Annotated in this window: 23 protein-coding genes; 14 read left to right on the top strand and 9 right to left on the bottom strand. The window is 44.6% G+C overall.

Annotated elements, in window-relative coordinates; translation table 11 throughout:
• Positions 1-195: 195 nt before the first annotated feature.
• The 4 genes from QZZ22_RS11025 to QZZ22_RS11010 all read left to right on the top strand — a co-directional run bounded on the left by QZZ22_RS11025 (position 196) and on the right by QZZ22_RS11010 (position 3419).
• On the top strand, positions 196-717 hold the full coding sequence (locus QZZ22_RS11025) for a peptidylprolyl isomerase (protein ID WP_292464762.1): 522 nt from the start codon (positions 196-198) through the stop codon (positions 715-717).
• Positions 710-1123 (top strand): OB-fold nucleic acid binding domain-containing protein, encoded by a 414-nt coding sequence (locus QZZ22_RS11020; protein WP_292464760.1) that lies wholly within the window; start codon positions 710-712, stop codon positions 1121-1123. The genes QZZ22_RS11025 and QZZ22_RS11020 overlap by 8 nt, the downstream gene beginning before the upstream one ends.
• Before the next feature lie 62 nt (positions 1124-1185).
• Positions 1186-2346 (top strand): NDP-sugar synthase, encoded by a 1161-nt coding sequence (locus tag QZZ22_RS11015; RefSeq protein ID WP_292464756.1) that lies wholly within the window; start codon positions 1186-1188, stop codon positions 2344-2346.
• 41 nt (positions 2347-2387) lie between these two features.
• Complete coding sequence (locus QZZ22_RS11010) at positions 2388-3419, top strand: flippase-like domain-containing protein (RefSeq protein ID WP_292464753.1); 1032 nt, start codon at positions 2388-2390, stop codon at positions 3417-3419.
• Between the two features lie 4 nt (positions 3420-3423).
• On the opposite strand, the gene QZZ22_RS11005 is transcribed toward QZZ22_RS11010, so the two are convergent.
• Positions 3424-5142: a radical SAM protein gene (locus QZZ22_RS11005; RefSeq protein WP_292464751.1), complete on the bottom strand. Its 1719-nt coding sequence runs from the start codon at positions 5140-5142 to the stop codon at positions 3424-3426.
• Positions 5143-5543: 401 nt separating this feature from the next.
• Here QZZ22_RS11005 and ilvD point away from each other — a divergent pair, with 401 nt between their 5' ends.
• Positions 5544-7205 carry a dihydroxy-acid dehydratase gene (gene ilvD, locus QZZ22_RS11000; RefSeq protein WP_292464749.1) on the top strand — a complete coding sequence of 554 codons (1662 nt, stop codon included), beginning with the start codon at positions 5544-5546 and terminating at the stop codon, positions 7203-7205.
• Positions 7206-7506: 301 nt separating this feature from the next.
• Here the strand turns inward: ilvD and QZZ22_RS10995 are convergent, their stop codons facing one another.
• The 3 genes from QZZ22_RS10995 to mtxX all read right to left on the bottom strand — a co-directional run bounded on the left by QZZ22_RS10995 (position 7507) and on the right by mtxX (position 11173).
• On the bottom strand, positions 7507-9183 hold the full coding sequence (locus QZZ22_RS10995) for a hypothetical protein (protein WP_292464746.1): 1677 nt from the start codon (positions 9181-9183) through the stop codon (positions 7507-7509).
• A 197-nt stretch (positions 9184-9380) separates the two neighbouring features.
• Positions 9381-10145: a thymidylate synthase gene (locus QZZ22_RS10990; RefSeq protein ID WP_292464744.1), complete on the bottom strand. Its 765-nt coding sequence runs from the start codon at positions 10143-10145 to the stop codon at positions 9381-9383.
• A gap of 152 nt (positions 10146-10297) precedes the next feature.
• Positions 10298-11173, bottom strand: coding sequence for a methanogenesis marker protein Mmp4/MtxX (mtxX, locus tag QZZ22_RS10985; RefSeq protein ID WP_292464742.1), 876 nt, complete (start codon positions 11171-11173; stop codon positions 10298-10300).
• A 92-nt stretch (positions 11174-11265) separates the two neighbouring features.
• On the opposite strand from mtxX, the gene QZZ22_RS10980 reads away from it, so the two are divergent.
• From QZZ22_RS10980 to QZZ22_RS10965, 4 genes are all read left to right on the top strand, one after another.
• A complete protein-coding gene (locus QZZ22_RS10980) occupies positions 11266-12759 on the top strand; it encodes a replication factor C large subunit (protein WP_292464740.1) in 1494 nt (497 codons plus the stop codon).
• 541 nt (positions 12760-13300) lie between these two features.
• Positions 13301-13534, top strand: coding sequence for an Lrp/AsnC ligand binding domain-containing protein (locus QZZ22_RS10975; protein WP_292464738.1), 234 nt, complete (start codon positions 13301-13303; stop codon positions 13532-13534).
• 137 nt (positions 13535-13671) lie between these two features.
• Complete coding sequence (locus tag QZZ22_RS10970) at positions 13672-15540, top strand: DNA topoisomerase VI subunit B (protein WP_292464736.1); 1869 nt, start codon at positions 13672-13674, stop codon at positions 15538-15540.
• On the top strand, positions 15541-16650 hold the full coding sequence (locus tag QZZ22_RS10965) for a DNA topoisomerase IV subunit A (RefSeq protein WP_292464735.1): 1110 nt from the start codon (positions 15541-15543) through the stop codon (positions 16648-16650). It begins immediately after the preceding gene.
• Between the two features lie 12 nt (positions 16651-16662).
• Here the strand turns inward: QZZ22_RS10965 and QZZ22_RS10960 are convergent, their stop codons facing one another.
• Positions 16663-17391 carry a tetratricopeptide repeat protein gene (locus QZZ22_RS10960; RefSeq protein WP_292464733.1) on the bottom strand — a complete coding sequence of 243 codons (729 nt, stop codon included), beginning with the start codon at positions 17389-17391 and terminating at the stop codon, positions 16663-16665.
• Positions 17392-17582: 191 nt separating this feature from the next.
• Between QZZ22_RS10960 and QZZ22_RS10955 the strand changes: the two genes are divergently transcribed.
• Complete coding sequence (locus QZZ22_RS10955) at positions 17583-18143, top strand: DnaJ domain-containing protein (protein WP_292464731.1); 561 nt, start codon at positions 17583-17585, stop codon at positions 18141-18143.
• Here QZZ22_RS10955 and cutA read toward each other — a convergent pair whose 3' ends face one another.
• Positions 18144-18449 carry a divalent-cation tolerance protein CutA gene (gene cutA / locus QZZ22_RS10950; protein WP_292464730.1) on the bottom strand — a complete coding sequence of 102 codons (306 nt, stop codon included), beginning with the start codon at positions 18447-18449 and terminating at the stop codon, positions 18144-18146.
• A 111-nt stretch (positions 18450-18560) separates the two neighbouring features.
• On the opposite strand from cutA, the gene QZZ22_RS10945 reads away from it, so the two are divergent.
• On the top strand, positions 18561-19073 hold the full coding sequence (locus QZZ22_RS10945) for a DUF6141 family protein (RefSeq protein WP_292464729.1): 513 nt from the start codon (positions 18561-18563) through the stop codon (positions 19071-19073).
• A gap of 334 nt (positions 19074-19407) precedes the next feature.
• Positions 19408-19821, top strand: coding sequence for a hypothetical protein (locus QZZ22_RS10940; RefSeq protein WP_292464728.1), 414 nt, complete (start codon positions 19408-19410; stop codon positions 19819-19821).
• Positions 19822-19826: 5 nt separating this feature from the next.
• Here QZZ22_RS10940 and QZZ22_RS10935 read toward each other — a convergent pair whose 3' ends face one another.
• Positions 19827-21038 carry a hypothetical protein gene (locus QZZ22_RS10935; protein ID WP_292464727.1) on the bottom strand — a complete coding sequence of 404 codons (1212 nt, stop codon included), beginning with the start codon at positions 21036-21038 and terminating at the stop codon, positions 19827-19829.
• A 173-nt stretch (positions 21039-21211) separates the two neighbouring features.
• Here QZZ22_RS10935 and QZZ22_RS10930 point away from each other — a divergent pair, with 173 nt between their 5' ends.
• The gene (locus QZZ22_RS10930; RefSeq protein ID WP_292464726.1) at positions 21212-21586 is read left to right on the top strand and encodes a response regulator; all 375 of its coding nucleotides are present in this window, start codon (positions 21212-21214) and stop codon (positions 21584-21586) included.
• A 54-nt stretch (positions 21587-21640) separates the two neighbouring features.
• Here the strand turns inward: QZZ22_RS10930 and QZZ22_RS10925 are convergent, their stop codons facing one another.
• Complete coding sequence (locus tag QZZ22_RS10925; protein ID WP_292464725.1) at positions 21641-22126, bottom strand: hypothetical protein; 486 nt, start codon at positions 22124-22126, stop codon at positions 21641-21643.
• A gap of 128 nt (positions 22127-22254) precedes the next feature.
• Complete coding sequence (locus QZZ22_RS10920) at positions 22255-22914, bottom strand: NAD(P)H-dependent oxidoreductase (protein ID WP_292464723.1); 660 nt, start codon at positions 22912-22914, stop codon at positions 22255-22257.
• 178 nt (positions 22915-23092) lie between these two features.
• Between QZZ22_RS10920 and ala the strand changes: the two genes are divergently transcribed.
• On the top strand, positions 23093-24073 hold the full coding sequence (gene ala, locus QZZ22_RS10915) for an alanine dehydrogenase (protein ID WP_292464722.1): 981 nt from the start codon (positions 23093-23095) through the stop codon (positions 24071-24073).
• The last annotated feature ends 2 nt before the right edge of the window (positions 24074-24075 follow it).

Genomic DNA, 24075 nt, shown 5'->3' with positions numbered 1-24075 from the left:
AGCTTTGCTGAAGCGTTTTCTACGCGTTTTCTTATATTTCAGTTACATATGCAATATCCTATTATTATTTTCTGCTTCCGATTGAATTAATTTATATGGATGTATAGTTTTTACAGGTGTGTTGTGGTAAGTTAATATTGCAACTGGAGAATATAGCACTATTATGGATGTTTCAATATATCTTTAGGTGATTTGATGAAGAAATTCATATTATTGGTCTTAATAGGTCTGGTATTTGCAAGCGGCTGCGTTTCACAGGATACTGTGGAGCAGGGTGACTATGTAACCGTGGATTACATCGGCAGTTTTGAGAACGGAAGCGTCTTTGACACTTCCATTGAACAAGTAGCGCTTGATTCCGGACTGTATGACCCTGAGAGGAATTATGAGCCCTTAGGATTTGTTGCGGGACAAGGCCAGATGATCGCAGGATTTGACGAGGCTGTAATTGGGATGTCTGTGGGTGAGGAGAAAACAGTTACCATCCCACCGGAGAAAGCTTATGGGAACTATTCTGAGGATCGATTGTTCCAGTTCCCTTCGGAGGAATTCACAAGTGCCAATATCACTCCTGAGGTAGGAGTAAAAGTTCCTACGATGCTGGGTACATGCACAATAGTGGAGGTCACCGAAGAGAATGTCACTCTTGACTGTAATCATCAGCTTGCAGGGGAAACACTCATCTTTACGATACAAGTTGTTTCCATAGGTGAGTGATTTTCAGGCAGGGATCGTAATGGAAAAGGAAGAGAAAGTCGTAGTTATCCTGCTTGCAATGGTATTCCTTTCCCTTTCAATAGTGTATGTAACATTCTTCACAGGTGACGAGCCGGATGTGGCTGAATTTTCAGCCATGTCCGGGGAAGGTGAAAGGGTTTTACTGGAAGGTAGCATTATTACTAAACGCTTTACTTATACTGGTAATCATCTTCTGATGACAGTTGATTCAGGTTCAGGGCCTGTTAAGGTTTTCATTCCGTCCGGAAATGGTGCAAAGGATATCGGTGCAATGCTGGATACGGATGATGTTGTGCGTATTTTCGGGACTGTTGAAGAATACGAAGGTGAGGTTGAGATAGTCGTCCAGCACAAAAATGATGTTGTTCTTGTCAAAAGCGCCTGACTGCTTTAAACAAAATGAATTAATCGCTAAAGATTTAAACGAACACTGCGTCATAAACAAGCATGAAGGCCTGTATAATGTGTGGAGGCGAGGGGACCAGGCTGCGCCCTTTGACATTTGAGAGACCAAAGCCGAGTATACCAATACTCAACAAACCCTCTGTTGTGCATCTAATTGAGCACCTGTCCAAAGAGGGTTTCAATACAATTGTCATTACTCTCGGGTATATGGCGGAAAACATAGAGGAGCAGTTAGGCGACGGACGTATCTTCGGAGTACATATCGATTATGTATATGAGAAAGATAAACTGGGTACCGCAGGCGGGGTAAAGAATGCTGAGAAGTATCTCAAAGATGAGCCTTTCCTGGTGCTTGGCGGAGATCATGTATTGAACCTGAATCTCAGGGAGATGTATCGCTTTCATGAAACAAATGATTCTCTTGTGACCATTGGGCTCCTTTCCATAGACGATCCCCGGGAATTCGGTATCGCAGACATGGATGTTAATAACCGGATACGAAGATTCCTGGAGAAACCCGGACCCGGGGAGATATTCAGTAACCTCGCAAGTACTGGTATATATATGTGTGATCCGGAAATATTTGACTGGATACCCGAAAACACAAAATATGATTTTGCCAAGGATCTTTTCCCCGCAATGCTTACAAAGAACTACAAAATTAATGGTATACTCGCGCGGGGTAAATGGACTGACGTGGGAAATGCCTCTGCTTACAGGCAGGCCCAGAGATGGATGCTGGAAGCTTTGCCAGGTACTACTATTGTCGGGCATTTCAGTAGCAAGGATGCCCGTCTAACAGGTCCGCTTCAGTTAGGGAATAATGTATCTGTTGGTTCCAACTCTGCCATTGTAGGCCCGGTGGTAATAGGTGAGAATACAAGGATTGGCGATAATGTGCTCATCGGGCCCTATACCACCATAGGGTCCAATTGCGTTATCAATGATGGATCAAGGATACTGTCCTCATATATCTTCAACAATATTACTATTGGCAGTAATTGCAACGTATCGGGCTCTATTATCGATAATGGGGCACAAGTGTCTGAGAATTCCTGTCTTGAGAATGGTACCGTCATCGGGCCGAATGTTGTCATAGGGAATAATACAACGGTGCATTCCAACACAAAGATATGGCCTGACATAGTAATACCCGGTGGCACAAGTGTAAAAAATGATATGGTCAATGAATCCTACATTTAATCACACTTTGTTTCCCTCTTTTTCATTTCAGGTCTGATTGCATGAACAAGCTGAAGAAATGGCTTATAGTCTCATTACTCATAAGCCTGGTATCGGGAATTGTTGTCTTGATTTTTACATTTGACACCGGCACTATTCATGGCTTATTGAGCATAAGGCCAGAATATATCGTTGCAGCAGCGTGCATTCATGGTTTATCATATCTGGTATGGGGTGTGCGTCTTCGCGGCATGTGCAAAACCCTTGGTTACAAAATAAGTGTCTCAAGGTCTTTTCAGATAGTTACTTCCAGCGCTTTTGCCGCATCGGTCACTCCTTCCTCTATGGGTGGGGAGCCTGTCAGGGTACATCTTCTTCATCTGGATAAAATATCCCTCGGGAAAGCATCTGCAATAGTGCTTGGTGAAAGACTGCTCGACGGTATCGTCATACTGTCCTTTGCTCCTCTTTCGCTCTATGTGTTCAAAGTGATAATGGAAGATCCGGGTATTGATATACTGCTCATTGCAGCAGCATTATTTTTACTGGGGGTTCTCCTGTTGGTGCTATATGCAGTATGGAAACCAGTTGCTACAAGGAAACTTGCAATGTTCTTTGTAAAATGGATAGCTCCTTTTGTTGGTGCCAGGACTGATGCACGGCTTGAACAGATTATCTCAAAAGTGGACTGCGAGCTTGAAAATTTTCATGGTAGCATATTCATGTTTCTGAAAAAGGAAAATCGTAAGGGTCTTTTTTTCGGAGTGCTGAATACTTTCCTTTTCTGGGGTGTAGAATTTTCCATGCTGTATGTCATACTTATCGGACTGAATCAGTATCCAAATCCTCTGGTTGTGATTTCCGCCCAGGTGCTTATGGCGTTACTTATGGCAATACCCGCAACTCCGGGAGCAAGTGGCATTGCAGAGTTTGGTGCAATCACGATATTTTCAATGTTTGTGAGTTCCTCTCTCTTGGGTATAACTGTTGTTGTCTGGAGGGCACTGACTTTTTACATGAATCTCTTAGTTGGCGGTTTTGTCAGTTTCCGGATACTCAAGGATACAGAAATGATGAAGAAGCTCCTGCGATGAGACCTTACATCTGGCTGAATGTAAGATAGTCCTTTAAAGCATCTGCATTATTCAATCTCATTTGGTCTGTCCTTTTCAGGAAATCCTTTATGTCTGAGAAAGGAGTCATGCTTTTTATTGCCACGGCCTGATTCTTTCCAAGCCCCGGTAATTCCCTGATCAGTGAGGCAGGTGCTGTATTGATATCAAGGGGGAACGGCACTCCTGTTATCGAACGGTGTCCATGTCCGGTTACAATGACATCAATGAACTCTCCCAGTGGCATCTGTGCAGGGATGCCTACAAGCAATGGATATGATCCCATCTGTCTTGCAAAGCAGATGTTACCGTCATTCACCTCGCACTGGACTTCTTTCAGGATTGTACCTATGGGAACAAGTCTCCTTAGCATGGGCAGGTCGATGTCCTTTCTTATATTCTCCTTGTAATTCAGGAACATTCTCTTGTTCTTTGCGACAAGTTCATCATTGCCGTACATTCCGGTTCCCGGGAATGCCATTACCTGCCTGATATTTATCCTTCTTACAAGCAGGTCTGCATCCAGCACTTTTCGGAGAAAATCCTGGTTTAACCGGAATGTCTTCTTTGTTTCACCTTTAAGGCCATGCACGAAATTGAGTCCCGGAAGCAACTCTGCCATCCCGTTGACTCCTCGTGCTCTTCCAACTTCATTGATCATGCGGATGGCTTCGAATACTTCTTCCGGCATGGCCTTGAGTTCATTGGCCCGGATAACTTCCGGGTCGGCACTTTCCATCCCCAGCGCGGCAACATCTCCTGGTGTATGGTATTGTACAATTGTTTTCAATATCTCTTTACACTCTTGCGGATATGCGGCTATGGTGGCAGGATTGGCGTTGTCCATGTGCAGAACCCTTAGTTCGGGAGCTACTGTGCGGATGCCTCTGTAAAGCGATAACAGCACTTCAGGGTCCGGTTGCAGGATATCACCGCCTGTATCCTTTGCATGATAGGTGAGTATGTCCGGCTGGCGTCCTATTCTGAAAAACCTGGCCCCCTGGTCATATAGTCCCGCAACTTCCTGAATAACCTCCTCCACGGGCCTGTAGTCTGAGGGCCCGTAGAATGGTTCCGTGCAGAAAGAACAATGTACTTTGCGCCCGCATCCTCTGTATGTCTCCAGCTCGCAAACTATGTTAGGGTAGTCAGGGTGCCTTTTTATTATGAAGGTCCCTTTTGTGCTCCATCTCCCTATCTCTTCGACACTCCTGAAACGATGGGTGCAGTTTTCCACATCTCTCATAGTGCTGTTGTTCTCAAGAATATCAAAGACAAATGCTTCTATATCTGCCCGTGAGACATGGACATCTTCTGCGTGTATGCCTAATGAGCGGGCAGTTTTCCCTCCTTCGTAACTGAATCCAAGTCTTATGGGACCTCCCAGGACCTTTAACCCGGAGGCTGCACTGAAAATGCTTTCAATCTCTCCCGGACTGATAGGTGTTGATCTGAGATATTTCCCAGGGACTGTCATCCCGGCTACGACGATGACAATATTCGCTTTTTTGATCAATTCTTCTGCATTACGGGGGCTTGTCCTGATAGAGTCGATAGTAAAGTAATGAATCGCTTCCTCTTCAAACCTTCTTTCCCTTAATGCTCCTGCTATGTATCTGATATATGGGGATACGTAAGGAGGAACTCCGAAGCATGCTGGTTCGTCCACATACCCATCAATGATCACTGCGTTGTTAATTATCATAATTCCCTGCGGATAATTGGATCTGCTTAAAGAGTACTGTTAATTATCTATATTATCAAATCTATTTTTTACAATGGCACCTGGTAAAGGCTTTTACTCATGGTGTCTGGCTCCTGTTCTTATTTCTTTTTTGCGCCTGGACAGCAGGTCATAGTTCGTTTCTTACATCTTGTGCCATGTATGCTTTTATCATACGTGGTATGGCAACTTCATACGACTCTGTTCTGTGATTAAATGTATGTATCTTTCTTAACAATATTGAATTAAGGACATTATGATTCGTATGATTTTTTTGATGGAATATGTATGAACTATTATGGCCCGCAAGTGCACACACTTGTTATATATCTCCTTTTCTATTACTATAGTAGTTTACATAGCATGCAAACAGAGGTTTTCCAATGAGAAGTGACAAGACCAAAAAAGGATTCGAGCGTGCGCCAAACCGCTCACTTTTGAAAGCTACCGGGCTGACTGATTCTGAAATAGAAAAACCGTTCATAGCGGTGGTCAACTCCTTGAATGAACTGATCCCCGGTCACATTCATCTTGACAAGATCGCTGAGGCCGTTAAGGCTGGCATAAGGACCGCCGGGGGTGTTCCATTCGAATTTCACACTATAGGCATATGCGACGGGATAGCCATGGGTCATGAAGGAATGAAGTATTCACTTCCAAGCCGTGAAGCTATCGAAGATTCCATTGAGCTTGTCCTTCAGGGACACCAGCTTGATGGCATGGTTATGATAACATCATGTGATAAGATAACTCCCGGCCATCTGATGGCGTCGGGAAATCTGGATATCCCTACCATAGTTGTGACCGGGGGACCCATGATGCCGGGCTATGTAGATGATGACTTTAGGGATCTTATTTCAGTTTTTGAAGGAGTGGGTGAATGCCAGGCATCTAAGGTCTCCGAAGAGAAACTGAAACTTCTGGAAGATTGCTCCTGTTCAGGTGCCGGTTCCTGCGCGGGAATGTATACAGCCAACACAATGGCCTGCATGGCCGAGGCTCTTGGGCTGAGTCTGCCGGGATGTGCCACTGCTCATGCTGTTGATTCCAAGAAAATACGCATTGCTAAGGAGTCTGGGGAGCGCATTGTTTCAATGGTCCGCGAAAACCTCTCCTCTAGAAAGATGATTACGCTCAAATCCTTTGAGAATGCCATCATGGTAGACCTGGCAATAGGTGGCAGCACAAATACGACCCTTCACCTGCCTGCTATTGCACACGCTTTTGGCTTGACCCTGACGCTCGACACTTTTGACAAATTGAGTCGGAGCACGCCACACATAATATCCCTCAAGCCGGGTGGAGTGCATTATATGATCGACTTTGAGCGCGCAGGGGGTATACAGGCTATCATGCAGCGCCTGAAGCCAAAACTGCATCTTGATCAGATGACGGTCAACGGCAAAACCATCGGCGAGAATATGGATGAGTTCCAGATAATAAATCCCAAGCTCAATGCACAGGTTATAAGCACTCTTGAAGCCCCCATCCATAAGGAAGGTGGTATTGCAGTGCTAAAAGGCAGTCTTGCTCCGGATGGTTCGGTTGTCAAGCAGGCAGCAGTGAGTCCAAAAATGCTCCGTCACCGCGGCCCTGCGCGCGTCTTCAACAGTGAGGAGGATGCAATGCAGGCTATCCTTAAAGGTAAGATCGTATCAGGAGATGTTGTTGTCATAAAGTATGAAGGACCCAAGGGAGGTCCGGGAATGCGAGAGATGCTTTCTCCTACATCGGCCATAGCAGGCATGGGCCTTATCGAGTCTGTTGCCCTGATAACTGATGGCAGGTTCTCTGGAGGTACAAGGGGGCCGTGTATAGGACATGTTTCCCCTGAAGCACAGGAAGGAGGACCTATAGGTCTTGTAGAGGAAGGGGACATCATCGAGATCGACATTCTGGAAAGAAAACTGGACCTTAAGGTGACCTCGGAAGAGCTTGCCAGGCGCAAAGCCTCATTCGTCCCTCTTGAAAAGCCTGCGACAGGCTATCTTGCAAGGTACCGGAAGTTTGTAAGTTCTGCAAGTAAAGGTGCTATAATAGAATGAGCACAAAGGGTCTCTGGCCCTTTTGCTCCTCTTTTTGATCTATTATTAAAACATTGAGAAACTGTTACTTATTTCTTGATATATGTGCAACAACTATTTTAAAGCATATTTACAAAATGAGTTTTATGGAACGGACAGGTCTATGCTCTATTTGTGGCAGGCCGTCTGGGATGCATACGTGCATGCTATGTGGACGACTTGTTTGCGCTAAATGTTATGATGGCTCCAGATGTGTCTGTATAAGGTGCCGGGTGATGCCCACATCTTCTCAGGACTTCACGGAGCAGATTCACTTCTGATCTCATGGGCGTATGAGGTATTGGTCCTCGCTATCTGTATTGATTCTCAATACTCCGGCTGAAACCAGTTCACTGATTTTCGCCTCAATTTCTCCTTCAGAGAATTGTTTTGATATCAGGCTTTTTATAATCTCTTTTTTCACCTTTGCTCCGCGTGGCATGTACATTAGTATATTACCTTCAAGTTTTCCCGGTTTCGAATTGCTTTGTGCAGATTGCCTGGGTTGCAGTTGTGGCATTGGAGCAGATTGAGGCTCTACGAAAGGTGGGAGGTGTGCAGTTTCATGTGTGTCCGGTATGGAGGGTGCAATGAATGGTGGCATCTTATCTGTTTTAAGAGGTTCCGGTATCGCATGTAACTTGAAAATGGGCTGTTTTAAATCTGCAGCATTTTCCGTCTGGTTTTGGTCGCCAAAGACTGGCATGGCCGTTGTCATCTGCCCTGTATCGCCTGACATTTTGAACTCCGGCATCATCATCTTAGTTTCCTGCTCCACTATCACCTGAGATTTAAATTCCTGCATACTAAACGATGGTTCGCTTATTGGCTCTGCCTGTTTCTCGAAAAATGGCATTAGCGGGGCTGGTTCACTTACCGGGGTAGCATTCCGGTCGAAAATTGGCATTGTTAGTTTCGGCTCACTTACTGGAGTGACCTGCTGGTTGAAAGCAGGAATTGCCGAAGCCTGCTCACTTGCCGGAGTAGTATCCTGATCGAAAGCTGGCATTGTTATTTCTTGCTCACTTATCGGGATTACAGTTTGATTGAAAGCTGGCATTATTGGAGCCGGCCCTTTTTCCTGGATTACCTGTTGATTGAACTCCGGCATGACTGTAATTGGCTCGCTCGCAGGAGTAACCTGTTGCGTAAGTTCCCGTATAGTTAGGAATGGATCATCTGCCTGGGTTGCCTCTGATTTGATGTCTGGCATAATGGAGGCTTCACTTGCAGGCATAGCCGCTTGCCTGAGTTCCGGGATTATCAAGGGCACTTCAGGTGCCGGTGCAGCTGAATGGGCGTGTTTGTCTACTTCCTGCTGTTGGATCTTTAATACTGATCCTGTCAATTCTTCATGCTCTACTTCTTCGATTTGAGGATATGCGAAGGTATTCCCACACTGGCTATGATCTTCTTGAATTGCCGGCTGCCCGAATGCAAACTCAACTGGTGGTTTTTGTCCGATATCGTGAATTCCTGCTTCAATAGATGTCTGTTCTGCTATTATTCCAGAACTCTGGAATTGAATTTCTTTTTCCTGAAATCCGGCTACATCTGTGGAGGTGGCCTGAACGGTAATGCCTGGTACAACACTATTATTTTCGTCCAGGGGAATTATTATTGGCTCTTCAGCGTCTGCAGTGATATGTGCAAGAGTCCTGTCCTTGTATGATATCAATGAACCTGATACCAGAATATCGGAAGCTGACTCGGAGTCCGGATCAATTGGTATCTTTCCGGCCAGGTTCTTTTCGATTATATTAAGTTTTAAGGACAGGTCTTCTATAGTATCCTTGAGTATTGTGAAGTCCTGCACCCATGGCTTGTTACTGGTGCCAGGTCTATCTTCAAGGATTTCCAGCTCTCTTTCCACCAGTTTTCTGATGAACAGGCTTTTGTTCTCTATCCTGTCCAGCTTTTCAAAAAGCTCATCAGACATACTAATAGTCAGGCGTTTCATTGCAATCTCTCAGGGATGTTACATGTATGTAGGATCATATTTGTGTATGAAACATCATACATATATACTTAACGAAAATATATTTTAAAAAACGTGCTTAATTCGTTTTTATTTTATGCATAAAAAAAGGGTACAGTAAAGAATATTCATTTTGATGTGTGTGTTCGGGCATATATTTTAAAGTGGTAGCTGCGCACTCACATCTTCTTCTTACATTCCGGGCAGGCTTTTCCTCTGGTCGTCTGGATGAAGGAATGTTTAGGTGCAATACACTTGCATAGGGGGCAAAGTTCATTGGTCTTAAATATCTTCTCTACGGCCTGCAGGTCCGCTTCATAGATGTGTGTGTCCCAGCCGGTAGCTATAAGTGATACTATTTCATACGGAAGGCTTTGCTCTTTGAATACTTTTTTAAACCCTTCCACGATTGCAGGGATATTGGCGGGGAACCCTCCAAAAGCATCCCATGAACGATAAAGTATGTAAAGCCTCGCCTGCTTTTCATCAAGAAGCTCTATCTTGTAGGCTATCCAGCAGGGCTGATCCTCGAATTTGGGGATATGGACCTCGTTTTCCCAAAGCACCCCTACATGTCTTCTGGAACCCGGTCGCAGATTCTCAACGTTGGCACTCAGCGTGTTATAGGCTGTTTCCCCATACCTGAACAGTTGTTTTGCATAACAGTAATCAAATTTCCTTTTGTCGTCTTCGGGAAGTGAAATATACCATTCTGCATACTCTTCCGTTAATTCTTCCTTATACTTATTAATAAGGTTCTCGCCGAAAGGAACTGCCTGATTGACCTGATTATTGTTCACGTCTTCAATATATATGGTTGCATGAACTCTTCTTGTCTTTGTTTTGTAATCCGGCTTGTGTTCCTCTCCTTTCCTGTATATCTCATCTATGAGTTGCGACCATGCAGAAGAAATGCTTTTTGCCTTTATCAGTACAGCTTCCATTTTCATCATTCCCTGTAGGCGGGCTTGCCACGCGATGCGGAACCGGAGATATTTTTAAAAGGTGGTTCTCAAATTTAAAAGGTATTCTGGGTTAATATAATTATCACTATCTGCCTGTGTTCATAAATATATCAAATAAACCAGTTAATGTATCACAATGGGGCCTCATATGTTTCCTTTTCACTCAGGTGTGTTTCATTCTTGCCCACAAGAGCGCTGGCAAGCATAATCGCTTTTGTGTAGTGTCCTCCAACTCTGGAAGTATCCACAAACACGTATCTGTCCATAAGCACTGGTGCTCCCATTCCATCTCCGCCTCCAAGAAAAACAAGTGTACGGAAGATAAGATTCCCGGAAATGCCGTCAGGTGCAAGTATGAAATTAGCTTCCTTTATAGCATCCTCGATAAGGATCGTATAATGTTTTGCATTTATCCCTGCTTCCCTTATCCTGTTCACGATGAAGTCTCCTTCTACAAGGGTCTGGTCAACACGTGGGTCTCTTCCCAGGTCTCCCATTCTCCCACCTGAAAGCACGCCAACTATGGGTTCAATTCCAAACCTGCGTATGTGCTCAACTCCAAGGTGTATGAATGCGATCTTATCGGCCAGCTCATTCCCTTCATCAATCCCTACCGGTGCTATAAAGAATGGCTTCCCTTCACTGGTCTTTAGAAGTGCTATACGGTGCAGTTTATCCTGATTCAACACCTTTTTAAGATGAGCAAGGGTCCCTGAGGCTTTTGCAGTACCCCTTACCGCCGCATCGACATATCCTGATCTTAAAAGATCGCCCAGTACTTTCTCCGGTTCGTTCGTTCCTATTATCTCAAGATCCGTACCAATCGATTCTATCTCTTTCTTGTCCCCTGCAAGTACCACATGGGCATATCCTGCATCATGGGCATCCTTTGCACTCTTTAACATCTTAGGGGTCGGGTCTCTGACCCCAATGGCGACCCGTGCTTTATTCTGCAATGCTCTTTGCTCTATGATCCCAAGCAGGTCTTCAGTGTTTTTTGGTCCCATGTATAGATACCTACCATTAGTGATATCAATCAGAACAGACAAAGATGTGCAAACCTTAATTACTTTTCCTGGATATCGGGTAATGATCATTTATGACTATGCAGATGGAATGGGCAGAAAAATATCGGCCACGGACACTTGCTGACGTCGTGGGCCATAAAAAATCGATAGAGGAACTGCGCAAATGGGGTGACAGCTGGGCGCATGGTACGCCTGAAGTAAAAGCTGTGATCCTTCATGGCCAGGCAGGCATCGGCAAAACCTCTTCAGCCCATGCTATGGCAGCAGACTATGATTGGGAGGTCATCGAGCTCAACGCGAGTGACCAGAGGACTGCAGGTGTGATAGAGAAGGTCGCAGGCTCGGCATCCCAGATGCGCACTCTCACCGGCATGTCAGGAAAGAGACTCATTATCCTTGATGAGGCTGATAACCTTCATGGTACCAGTGACCGGGGAGGTGCACGTGCTATAATCAATGTGATTAAGAATACCAGCCAGCCAATAATCCTGATAGCCAATGACATTTATGGGATATCTTCTTCTCTTCGTGCACTTTGCATGGAGATTAAATTCCCTGCACTACAGGCACGTTCCATTATTCCTGCTCTTAAGGAAATTGCCAGGAATGAAGGACTCATGTGTGGTATCGGAGCTTTAGAAAAGATTGCAGAGGATGCAGATGGGGATTTCAGGAGTGCTGTTAATGACCTGCAGGCTGCAGCCATAGGCCGCACAGAGGTTCATCTTGAAGATATATCTACTGCTGAGCGAGATAATAAGGAGTCTATCTTCAAAGTGGTAGGGAAGATATTTAAAGGCAAAAGTGTCAAAGCTGCTCTGGAGGCCAGCTACAGTCTGGATGAGACTCCTGAAGATCTTATTCAGTGGATAGATGAGAATCTGCCTATCCAGTATACGGGAAAGGATGAGCAAAAACTGACTCCTGATATTGTGCAGGCCTATGCTTATCTCTCGCGGGCTGACCGGTTCCTTGGGCGCGTGCGTAAAAGGCAGAACTACCGGATGTGGCGGTATGCCAGTGTACTTATGACTGGTGGCACCGTTGTATCAAAATCACGCATGAGGGGTGGCTTTGAAAGGTACCAGTCTCCTTCCCTGTGGAGGAGGATGGGGCAGATCCGCTCCCGACGAAACATGAGGGATAACATTGCTTCTAAAATAGGGGCGCATAGCCATGAGTCCATGCGTTATTCCCGCGCCGAGCTTTCACATATCTACTCCCGTCTGCTGGAGGACAATGATTATGCACCGGATGTAGTTGCAAAGCTTGACCTTGATCAGGATGAACTGGTATATCTCACAGGTAGTAAGAAACTCACAAAGAGGTTGCAGGATATTTACGACCGTTCCCGGGAAATGCGTCTGGAGGTGGATTCTACTCCTGCCTTTTTCACTCCCCCGGCTGGGAGGGTAAAAGCTCTCAAAAAGGGACCGGATCAAATCAGCCTGGACTCTCTGGTCATTGCAAAGCCCGCTATTCAGAATACTAATTCTGGAAACGAGGGTAATTCAAGCAAGAAGTCTGTTCAACGAAAACCCCAAAAGACTCTTTTTGATTTCTAGTCCTTCTTTTTTTATTTTGCCTGATACTTATTGTGTGCCTACTGCACTAACGATTGCGGTTTATGGGGTTTCTACAATGTATGGTCCGTTGCATATATATTCAGATATATGTGGTTTTGTGAATACTATCTGCTATCTATATTCCTTTGTGTGCTATCTGCAGGATTTTTTACCATTTGCGTCGAAAGCACTTGTGCAGACAAGAATTATGTATACTTTAAAATTGGTAGTAAGAAGTTTGTCAGCGCACAGTAATTTAAAGTGGAGTATGAGCGGGTCGGGGAGTGGGGGTTATTGTCAAAAATAAGATAACCCGCTCATCTAATTCCTTTATATGTTATTGTATGTATTTATATGTGGTGGTACTCATCATAATAATCATGATAATCATATCTACTATAGTACTAATCACAAATGTGTAGACATTTAATGCTATCGATCTGTTCTTCTCTGTAAGCCCATATTCAACAGTTATCCATAGTACTTTTAATAGCAAAGAAAACTTCTAATATTATGCATCCTACTCCTATGTGGTGATCTAATGGTAATCGGAGTTACAATGGTAAACGTGCTGCCTGGGAAGGAGCGAATCGCCTTTAATGAGCTTAACCGGATTGAGGGTATCAAGGATATATATCACGTCTTTGGGGAATATGACTTTGTGGTCATAATTGAAGTTGAGGACCTTGGGCATCTTAATCATATAGTGGACCTGATACGTGAAGCAGGGGATGTCACGGCGACCCAGACTATCGTTGGTGCTGAGCTCAAGTGATCACTTGGGCTTTTAACTCTTTTAACTTAAGTATGTGAAACATTTTAAAAATATTCTGTATCATTTATATTTTCGACGTTATTTATTTATCATATTACTCGGATGTTCTTACCAACATCGGAAAGGAAGATACTTTTATGGCAACCCTTATTGCAGAAGAACTTGCGAAGAACCAGAAATCCATTAGTGTTGCAGAATTCTTTGAGAAGAACCGGCAGATACTTGGTTTCGATTCCGCACCCCGAAGCCTGATAACAACTGTCAAGGAGGCAGTAGACAATTCGCTGGATGCCTGTGAGGAATCCCAGATACTGCCCGATATCCTGCTGCATATAGAACGTTCCGGAAAGGATAATGTTGTTATCATTGTCGAGGACAACGGGCCCGGAATAGTGAAGGAGCAGATTCCCAAGGTCTTTGCAAAACTCCTTTATGGTTCAAGGTTTCATGCGCTCAAGCAGAGCCGAGGACAACAGGGTATAGGCATATCTGCGTCTGTCCTTTATGCACAGCTCACATCCGGTCATCCTGCAAAGATCATCTCCAAGATAGGGGCTGGCAAACCTGCCCATTATTACGAGCTGATGATAAACACCAGCACCAATGAGCCTGAGATCCTCAAGGATGAAGTCACAGACTGGGATCGTCCTCACGGCACCCGCGTTGAGCTGGAAATGGAAGCTGCTTATGTTAAAGGCAGGAGACAGTCTATCTATGAGTATCTCAAGTCCACTGCAATTGTGAATCCTCATGCAAGGCTTACTCTTTTTGAGCCTGATGGCAATGAAGTGGTTTTTGAGAGAGCCACTGATAAGATGCCCGTAGTTGCAAACGAGATCCTTCCACATCCTCATGGTATCGAGCTCGGGACGCTTATGAAGATGCTGCGCTATACCGAACGACAGAAACTATCTCCTTTTTTACGCTATTCATTCTCAAAGATAGGTCACTTAACGGCAGAAGAGATCTGCAAGGCCTCGGGGCTGGACCCGGAGACCGATCCTCATGAGATGAGTCGTGATCAGGCAAAGAAACTGCTTGACGCATTCGCAAAGGTGAAGATAATGGCGCCTCCTACGGACTGTCTTTCTCCTATAGGTGAGGATCTAATCTATAAAGGGCTTGAGAAGGAGTTCAGTGTGGATTTCATTGCCACGACCACCCGCGCACCGGCTGTCTTTTCCGGCAATCCCTTTGTTGTCGAAGTAGGCATAGCATATGGCGGTGCTCTCCATAAGGATGACCGCATCGAGATAATGCGTTTTGCCAACAGGGTCCCGTTGTTGTACCAGCAGGGTGGCTGTGTCGCCACGCATGCAATCGAATCTATCAAATGGAAACAGTATGGCCTGAACCAGCCAGGCGGGGCTCTCCCAAGCGGCCCTGTAGTACTCCTTATCCATGTAGCATCCACAAACGTTCCTTTCACTTCCGAATCAAAGGATGCCATAGCCGATATTCCGGAGATCAAGACTGAGATCGAGCTCGCGGTAAAAGAAGTGTCAAGAAAACTCAGCAGGTATCTGAGCAAGCAGGATACCCTGAAAAAGCGTCGTGAAAAGGAAATTATAATCACCAAAGTGCTCCCGAAAATGGCACAGAAGCTTGCACAGACCCTTAAAAGAGAAACTCCTGACATAGGCCCGGTTGTAGCAAAGGTAATGGGTAACCTTCTTGTTCACCGGGTGGTGAAAAGCGATGGGAATGGCGGTATAAATGTTGCTATAAAGGTGAAGAACTTCTCCGCAAGAAAATATGATTTTAAGGTGCATGATATGCTGCCGTTCAATATAGAAGGTCCCGTACCTCAACCTAAAGTGATAACAATGGGCAATGATTACGATTACATATGGGATGTGAACATCTCTCCCGGAGCATCCAAGGTCATCACATATTCCGTGGCAACACTCAGTGAGAGTGAAATATCCGGGCTTCCGATGCTGATAGTTGAAGGACTTGACGAGGAACTTGTGACAGGTTCCAAAGCCATAAAAGGGGTGAACTGAATGGCTGAAGAAATATCCCTGCAGAGAAAAGAGCATGATGCTGTAGCAAGTAACCGCCTTCTTGGACTTGCCGAGGAACTGTATAATCAATTCCTGAGTGAGACTATTCCCAATGTCAATCTCCCGACACGTACGAAGAAGAACATCGAGTACAGTGAAGAGAGTGATGTGTGGGTGTATGGGGACCGTGAAACCGAAAGAAGTGCCAAGACCGTAAAAGGAGCTTTCCAGCTTCTTAAGACCACTCATGTAGTGGATTTCCTTGTGAACAATCACCTGAACCAGAACCGTGGCTCAACATTAAGAGAATTGTATTATATTTCTGAAAACTGGGATATTGCCAAGTTCCGTGAGCAGCCCGAAAGTGACAGGCTTATCGAGGACCTTGAGATAATATCCGGCCTGCAGAGGGAATACTTTCACATGCGTCCGGAAGAGGATGGTGCGACTATGTTCGGTCCGGTGCGCATACGTGAAGAAACAAAGCGTGGCAACAGGATTATTCACTGCCAGGAGGACATTGGGGAGAGTGGTTACCAGATACCTTTCAATGTCGAGAACATCGAGTTCCTTGATCATGATGCTAAATTCATCATAGCCATTGAGACTGGTGGTATGTATGCAAGACTCATTGAGAATGGTTTTGATGAAAAGTACGATGCTGTGCTTGTCCACCTGAAGGGGCAGCCGGCCCGGTCCACAAGGCGTATCATCAAAAGGATGAATGATGAACTCGGGCTGCCTGTAGTAGTATTCACTGATGGCGATCCCTGGTCGTACCGTATCTTTGCGTCAGTTGCCTATGGTGCTATCAAGAGCGCCCACCTGTCTGAGCACATGGCCACTCCGGGCGCGCAATTCATAGGAGTCCAGCCATCAGATATCGTGGAATATGAGCTTTCAACTGACAAACTTACTGACAAGGATGTTGCTGCACTTCGAAGCGAGCTTACGGACCCCCGCTTTGAGACCGACTACTGGAAAGAACAGATTAATCTGCAGCTTGAGATCAACAAAAAGGCTGAGCAGCAGGCTTTTGCAGGTAAGGGTCTGGATTTCGTGACAGATACCTACTTGCCGAACAGGCTCACCGAGCTTGGAATCATCTGAGGGGTATTCTCCTCATAAGCTTTCTTTTGGCCTGAAGCGCCTGCAAATAGCAGTTGCTGAAACGGCCATTCCTTTTAATTCACTGTGCCTGCAAACATTCTTGTGCTGGAACGTGCAGACTGCACAAGAGTACACATGCCGGGTCAGTTTATCTTGTATCGCCTTCTCTTTTATGAGGTCCTCGCCAAACCCTTTGTAGTATTTGATGTCGCTCTGGCTGCAATTCATTGCATGGGCCAGGAGGGTCATGACTCCCGGAGGCTGCCAGTCATTATATATAACGTTGACCGGAATCTTCTCCGGTTCGGTAAATACTCTTTTTACTGTCGGATTCCTGGTTTCCTCAGTCAGCCGCAGAAGTTGCTTTTCCAGCTTTTTTAGTTTCTCATTATCCGGGTCATGCCTGACTGCCTTCTTAATAAAATTCAGGGCCGCCTCGTTCTTTCCCAGACATTTCAGCGCAAGGCTCTTATTGTATAACACAGCTGCTGTGCCTGGTTTTGCTACGTCTGAGTTTCCTGTGGAAGTGTCTGCAGTATTCAACAACCTGTCATAGCAGCCGATGGCCTTTTCAAACTCTCTTTTTCTGTGGTAAAGCATGCCCTTCTGGTTCAGCGCTACAGCATCGTATGGGTTAAGTTCCAGTGCCAGGGTGAAGTAATGCATTTTCCTGTCAGGGTCTGTTTCACGGATTCCCTGGGCAGTCCATCTTTTTGAGACCGACTTTTCTTCCTTGCTCATTGCTGGATGTATTACTGAAATATTATTTCATCCTTTGCAAGGGTCAAATAAAAAGTTTATATCTTTTCGATTTTCTTTCCCGATGGGTTATTATCTAGAAATTGTCTGTTTGAGAAATTGTTTATATATAAAGCCCATATCCTATATCTGGGTAGGGTGGATATTAGGGAATAACAGAGGTTATCGTTGATATGAATGTACCTGATTATTACTCTGTTCTTGGAATGCCTCCCGGAGCTTCACAGGACGAGCTCAAGAAGAGATATCGTACTCTCATCGCAAAATACCATCCCGACAGGAACTCCGATGCGGGCGCTGAAGAGCAGTCAAAGATGATAAATGAAGCTTATAGCATTCTTGCGGACCCGGATAAACGATCCCGTTATGATCGCAGTCTTCAATATCCTGTGTATGCAAATGCCTATGAGGGATATGGTCATAGGGCGTACGGCAACTCCGGTAATAAGGACAATAGTGACAGACGCAGCAATTTCAGGTCTTACTCCGGTGAGAATTACACTTACAGGTCCTATACATCTCGGACTCATTATTCGCAGGAATCCACAGAAAATATGGGTATCTCCAGAATATTACTTCGCTCTATCCTGAAAACAATATCCTTATTAGTAGTCCTTTGGTTGGTGTTGCACTTCTTTGTCTTCTTCGTATTCCTTATATTCATGATGATGTTGTTGTATCTGATATGGGTGGTAATGGGCCAGATAGTGGGTTTCTTTTTCTACCGGAGGTAATTAGCTAGTGGAATCATTTATCCACTTGAGGTAGTTCCTGTCTCCTTTGATCTCCTGCATAGTGATGGCCGGAAGGTCATAACTGTGTAATGTTCGGATAGTTCTACTTATATCTTCAAATTTTTCGGTAATACTCTTTATGGAAAGTGCTATCTCTCCCTCTTCCTCTATCTTTCCTTCCCATCTGTAAACAGAAGTCACAGGGTACATATTGACACATGCAGCAAGCTTTCTTTCAACAAGCGTGTCAGCTATTTTCCTTGCTTCTTCCATGTCTTTTACTGTTGTGTGAATCTCAATGTACATGTTATCAATAACTCATATCTGGTTTCACTTATAAAATCATCATTCGGGCTTTTTAATGAAATTTATGAAAGAACGGAAGGACTATATATTGCAACCTCTATGGCAATTATCATGAGTTCAAGCGACAATATTCTTTTCAGGGAAGAACAGAAATTCAATCAGCTATGGCTCTGGGTGCTTGTTCTATTACCTGCATCAATATCCTGGTATGCTGCCATAGAACAATTGATTTTCAAAAGGACTTTTGGTACCAACCCGGCATCCGATAGCGGGATAGTATTGATATGGGTTATTTTTGGTATACTGTTCCCAATTTTTATGGCTTCCCTGCGTCTGGTGACCGAAGTTCGCAGAGATGGCTTATTTGTGCGCTTCTATCCACTGCACAGGTCATACCGCAGTTTTCCATTTGACAGCATACGGTCCTGCCATGTGCAAAAATACAGGCCTATAAGAGATTATGGTGGTTGGGGCATCCGCTATGGCTTGAAAGGGACGGCTTACAATGTTAGCGGTGACCGGGGTGTGATGCTGGAATTCAAGGATGGCAGTAAACTGATGATTGGCTCACAGCAGCCAGAAGGACTTGCAGCAGCGATGTCGTGTGATACCAGAGTCCTATAAAGCAGCAATTGTGACATTTAATGGTTTGATATTTTCTATCTCTGCAAACATGTCTAATAATTAATCTATTATATACTATATATATTGTTTTATGTATTTTCTTGGTGTACTTGTGCCCTCTATTAATTTACTTTCTTAGTTGCTTGGTTTCGACTTCAAGAGGCTGGTATAATATTTACGATTGTTGATTTAATACGCATCTTACGTGTATGATTAACAGGTGAATACATGTATGCTTCTTCTTACAAGTGCATAATAGTATGCGAATATATGCTGATGTTTTGTATTGATTAGACTTTTATATTTGAAAGCTCTATATTCTCTCGGTCAAGGCATGAATACTCTATATAGTTTAAGGGAATGGATCCATGAATGTGAAAGGTTTCTGTTCCTTGCCGAAGTGCATTACCACAAAGAGGATGTGGTCCCTTCACGTCACCAGTTCATATGTGAGATGAACGCCGGAATGCTTGAGGGCATGATTTTCCGGGCAAGGGATGTTTATAAAGACAGTCCTTACTGTGTAAGCTTTGATGCCTGCCTTTCTCCTGACGAGTTCTGCCTGCTAAAAAGTACTCTTGAAGATGTTTGCTGCGAGAGCTGGGAACAAATGGGACTCAAAAAAGTCCTTGAAGCTCAAAAGGTACTCCATAAACTAGGAAAAGCGGTGGACATGGATATTATGCAAACTTATGAGTCAAGAGGTTATCCTTCTTTTTACAAGGTCTGTGGCGTCAGATATGTTTGAAAAGATCACTTGGCACATGTTTTCCTAAGCCGTGTTGATGATGTGCCGTCGTCCATATATGTGTCATGCGGCATGATCTTGCATATCTCCAGAATATCTTTGTCTATCTCAAGTTCTCCGAGTTCCACATCCTGCCTGTGGAATACGAGGAAACTTATATTATACCTTTTGAAATGTTCTATCAGAGTTAATCTGTTTTCTCCTTCACGGTAATACTTTTCATTGAAAATGCGGTTCATAGTGTCATAACCGACCAGAAACCGGGAGTCTGGGAACAACAGGGCTTTGTCTGCAAAGAGTGGGGCATTTGTCAGGCAGATATTTCCGAAGAATTCTTCATTTGCATATGTCTTCAAGGAGTTGATCCTGCTTTCCAGTGAGATGAAGTCAGTTGGAGGCTTGTCCACGTTCGCAAGTGCTATCTCAAAAGTCACCGGTGATCCATATCTTTCATAAGCTATCTTTGCCATAGCTGCATGGTTTTTATGGCAGGGATTAAATGAGCCTGAAAAGATTATTCTGGAGGCAGCAGGTACAGTCTTTTTACTGTGAATAATTGGTATGCACTTTTTGCCGTAGCTGTCCTTTCTCAGAAGGATGCTTAAAAGTAGTTCTCCAATATCATGGCTGACAGTGGCCTCCTTCTTCTGCAGAACCTGCTGTTCGGTCATTGAAATGTATTCATCCACACAGATCTGTCCTGCCCCGCAAAGCCGTGCTATGGTATGTATCAGAAGAGTGGAGGCAAGTTCTTCTTCCTCTTCCCGGCTTCTGTCCTGTAATAGGGTCAGGCTTGTTGTATTTGTTCCTGATATGGATTGTGAAGCAATATGGATCGTATGTTCCCTTGCCTCACGTTCATCCTCTTTAGTCAGTTTACAGGTAACTCCGATACCGACAAGGTAGTCGGGTCTGAATCCATTTTCGGGATTCGCTATTTCCAGTGCTCTTTTAAAAGAAGCCATCGCCATCTCGCGTGCAGTTTCCTCTGAGCAGCATCTCTCAGGCTCCCTCCCGGTAAAGTCCCGAAGAGCATTCTCATGATAGGGTACGATGGCTTCTATCAAAGTAGCTGAACCGTTACCATGCCTGAGCATCTCCCCAATAGCCCCGGTCCCACCTCCTGTAATGGAAAGCACTATCATATAAGGGGATGCATGTATTTGCTTTACGATACACGATATATCTTTTTCCATGATGCTGTTATTATTTTCCATGGGGTACCTGCGATCTTTCTAATAATTCTATGATGCCGTTATTCTAAATAAGCATATTATTTGTAGAAAAAGCAATAGATAAGTATATATTATTATATTATCTAACTTATTCATCACGATATTTCATTTATGGCTTATTCACCTGCCTGTAGGCAAAGATGATGAGGGAAAAAATGGCGCAGATACTAGTAGTTGAAGATAATCCCGTAAATATGGAGTTAACAGTTGACTTGCTGGTAGCTTGCGGACACAGCGTGACACAGGCTGAAGATGGGTTTGTCGCACTCGAGAAGATCAAATATGAAAAATTCAGCCTTATCCTGCTTGATATGCAGTTGCCCAAAATGGATGGACTTGAGCTTCTTTCTCTTCTTAGAATAGACGAGGGTACAAAAGATGTTCCGATAATAGCTTTAACAGCCCACTCCATGCGTGGTGATCATGAGCGATTTATAGAAGCCGGATGTACTGATTACATCTCCAAGCCAATCGATATTAAGAGCTTCTGGGGCAAAATCGAATACTATGTCAACAAGCAGGCATTATGATGAAAATATGCTGAAACCGGGCTGATGTCGAAGAATGTCTAAGACATGGGCTGCTTATTCCGGCAGCACATTATCAGTTGTCAGTTCAAAAGTCTCCTCAATTCCGTTCACATTTACAGTGTAGGTGCCCCTCTCAAGCCCGTACACATCCAGGGGGATGTTCTGCTCAAACAGTACAAGTGCCTCTGTACACACTGCCTCTCTCGGTCTTACTGTTTCCAGATATACATTAAAAGTATTTCCTTCTCTTTGTACAGTGGTGGCGTTTGAATTTATAACGGTGCAACCATCAGGAAGGTATCCCCTGGCAGTTGCATGCACCTGGACCGGGAATGATTCAAGTGTCCTGACTTCAACTTCCTCAACTACAGCAGTTCTATACAAGTACTCCGTATCATCACCTATGCCGTCGCCAGTGCCATTCACGTCTCCGGTGATGTTCTCATTTTCCGCACATCCCAAGGAAAGTGTGGTGACAGCAACTATCACTATCACTATCAAGACCATGAGTCCCATCATAATGTTTCCATTATCCTTCATATAACTCCCTCTTATCTTCTGTAATAATACTACTGACCCAGCGTATAAATCACTTGCTTAAACTGCGAATAAAGTGGAAGTATTATGTGACTTAGGATGCCGCTCTTATGAACATGCTCCCTGTCGGCTCAGTCTCTGGCAGGCGGCAATACTGATCTGAGCCTGTCTAGGTATGAACGTATTTCAGCATTCCCTCTTTCTTCTGACATCTTCCCCGCGCCAAAAACTACGTGAGATGGCAATACTTCAAGGCCCGTGTATTCAAGTGTACAGTGGGTTATGTACCTGAGAAGTTCATGTATATCTCCATGCATGCCTCCTTTTGAATACAGTGATTCTTCGGCACCTGCTGTCATGACAAGCATGGCTCTCTTTCCTTTGAGCAGGCCAGTTTCGTATGCACTCTGGGTTGCCGGGTTAAAAGCAAAACCTGCGGCGAATACTCTGTCTATCCATCCTTTCATCATTGCTGGCATATTTGTGAAATATATGGGGAAGTGAAATACCAGCATGTCAGCCCATCTGACCTTTTCCATCTCGTCCATGATGTCCCGGGAAAATGTGCCATTCTTACTTGCATTCATCTGTTCCAGAAACGGATTGAAGACATCTGTCATTTTAGGCTGCAGGAAATCATGCTTGTCCAACACAGACTTGAATCCCATGGCGAACAGGTCTGAGAGCTTTACCTTGTGTCCCTGCTCATTAAGTGTTTTCAAGGCTGCTTCTTTCATGGCCGAGTTAAAAGATTTCGGTTCCGGATGTGCGAATACATACAGTATATTCATGTTAACCCCATACATAATATATATTTTTACTATTTATCTGTTCGGATGAGTATCAGAGTCGCTGCTGTAAAGCTGTCTTTCCTGGTGTCTTTTCGGCCTTGCTGATGTATGTCAGCAGGCACAATTATCTTATAAGTTAGCGTTCAAGCTCCTGCAATACGTTTAAAGGAGTGTGTGCATGGATCTATTATGGCTTAACCAGTCTGATGTTAAAGGCGTGCTTGATATGGCATCAGCAATGCTTGCTGTAGAATCCGGATTCAGGGAGCATGGTCTCAGGAAGGTGCAGATGCCTCCAAAATCCTATCTTTATTTCAAAAGACACAATGGCGACCTGCGCACTATGCCATCTTTCATGGAGGAACAGGACATCGCTGGTGTCAAGGTTGTGAACGTGCATCCTGATAACAGAGAGAAAGGTCTTCCCAGTGTAATGGCGATCGTTGTGCTCAATTCCACAGAAACCGGCGCACCTCTTGCTATCATGGATGGTACTTACCTGACCGATATGCGTACAGGTGCCGCCGGAGGTATTGCTGCAAAATATCTTGCGCGACCCGATTCGAATATAGTGGGTATGGTGGGTACCGGGGACCAGGCACGTACCCAATTGCTTGCGCTCTCGCAGTCCATGGATATAGAGCAGGTCAGGATTACCTGCAGGAACCCCGACAATTGTGCCTCTTTCGAGAAGGAGATGGCTCCGGTTGTGAATTGTGATTTTGTCCGTACTGGAAGCATAAAGGAAGTTTGCAAATGCGATATCCTTGTAACGACAACTCCTGTCAGGAGTCCCCTTGTGAAGTCCGAATGGATCCGCGAAGGTACGCACATTAATGCTATTGGTGCCGATGCCGCTGGAAAACAGGAGCTTGAATCCTCCTTGCTTAAAAAGGCAAAGGTGGTCGTTGACGATATAGTTCAGGCGTCCCACTCAGGTGAGGTCAATGTGTCCATCTCTTCGGGCGTTTTCTCGGAAGCTGATATCTATGCTGAGCTGGGGGAGGTCATTGCAGGTGTCAGGCCTGGGAGGGAAAATGACGAAGAGATCACCATATTCGATTCCACAGGTCTTGCAGTACAGGATCTTGTGACAGCAAACATGGTCTATCACAAGGCGCTGGAAAAAGGTATAGGGGGGAGAGTGGAACTATTCTGATG

The sequence above is a fragment of the Methanolobus sp. genome (assembly GCF_016278365.1).
Classification (GTDB): Archaea; Halobacteriota; Methanosarcinia; order Methanosarcinales; family Methanosarcinaceae; genus Methanolobus.
The sequence above is the reverse complement of the archived record's forward strand: the minus strand, read 5'-3'. Positions and strand labels throughout refer to the sequence as shown.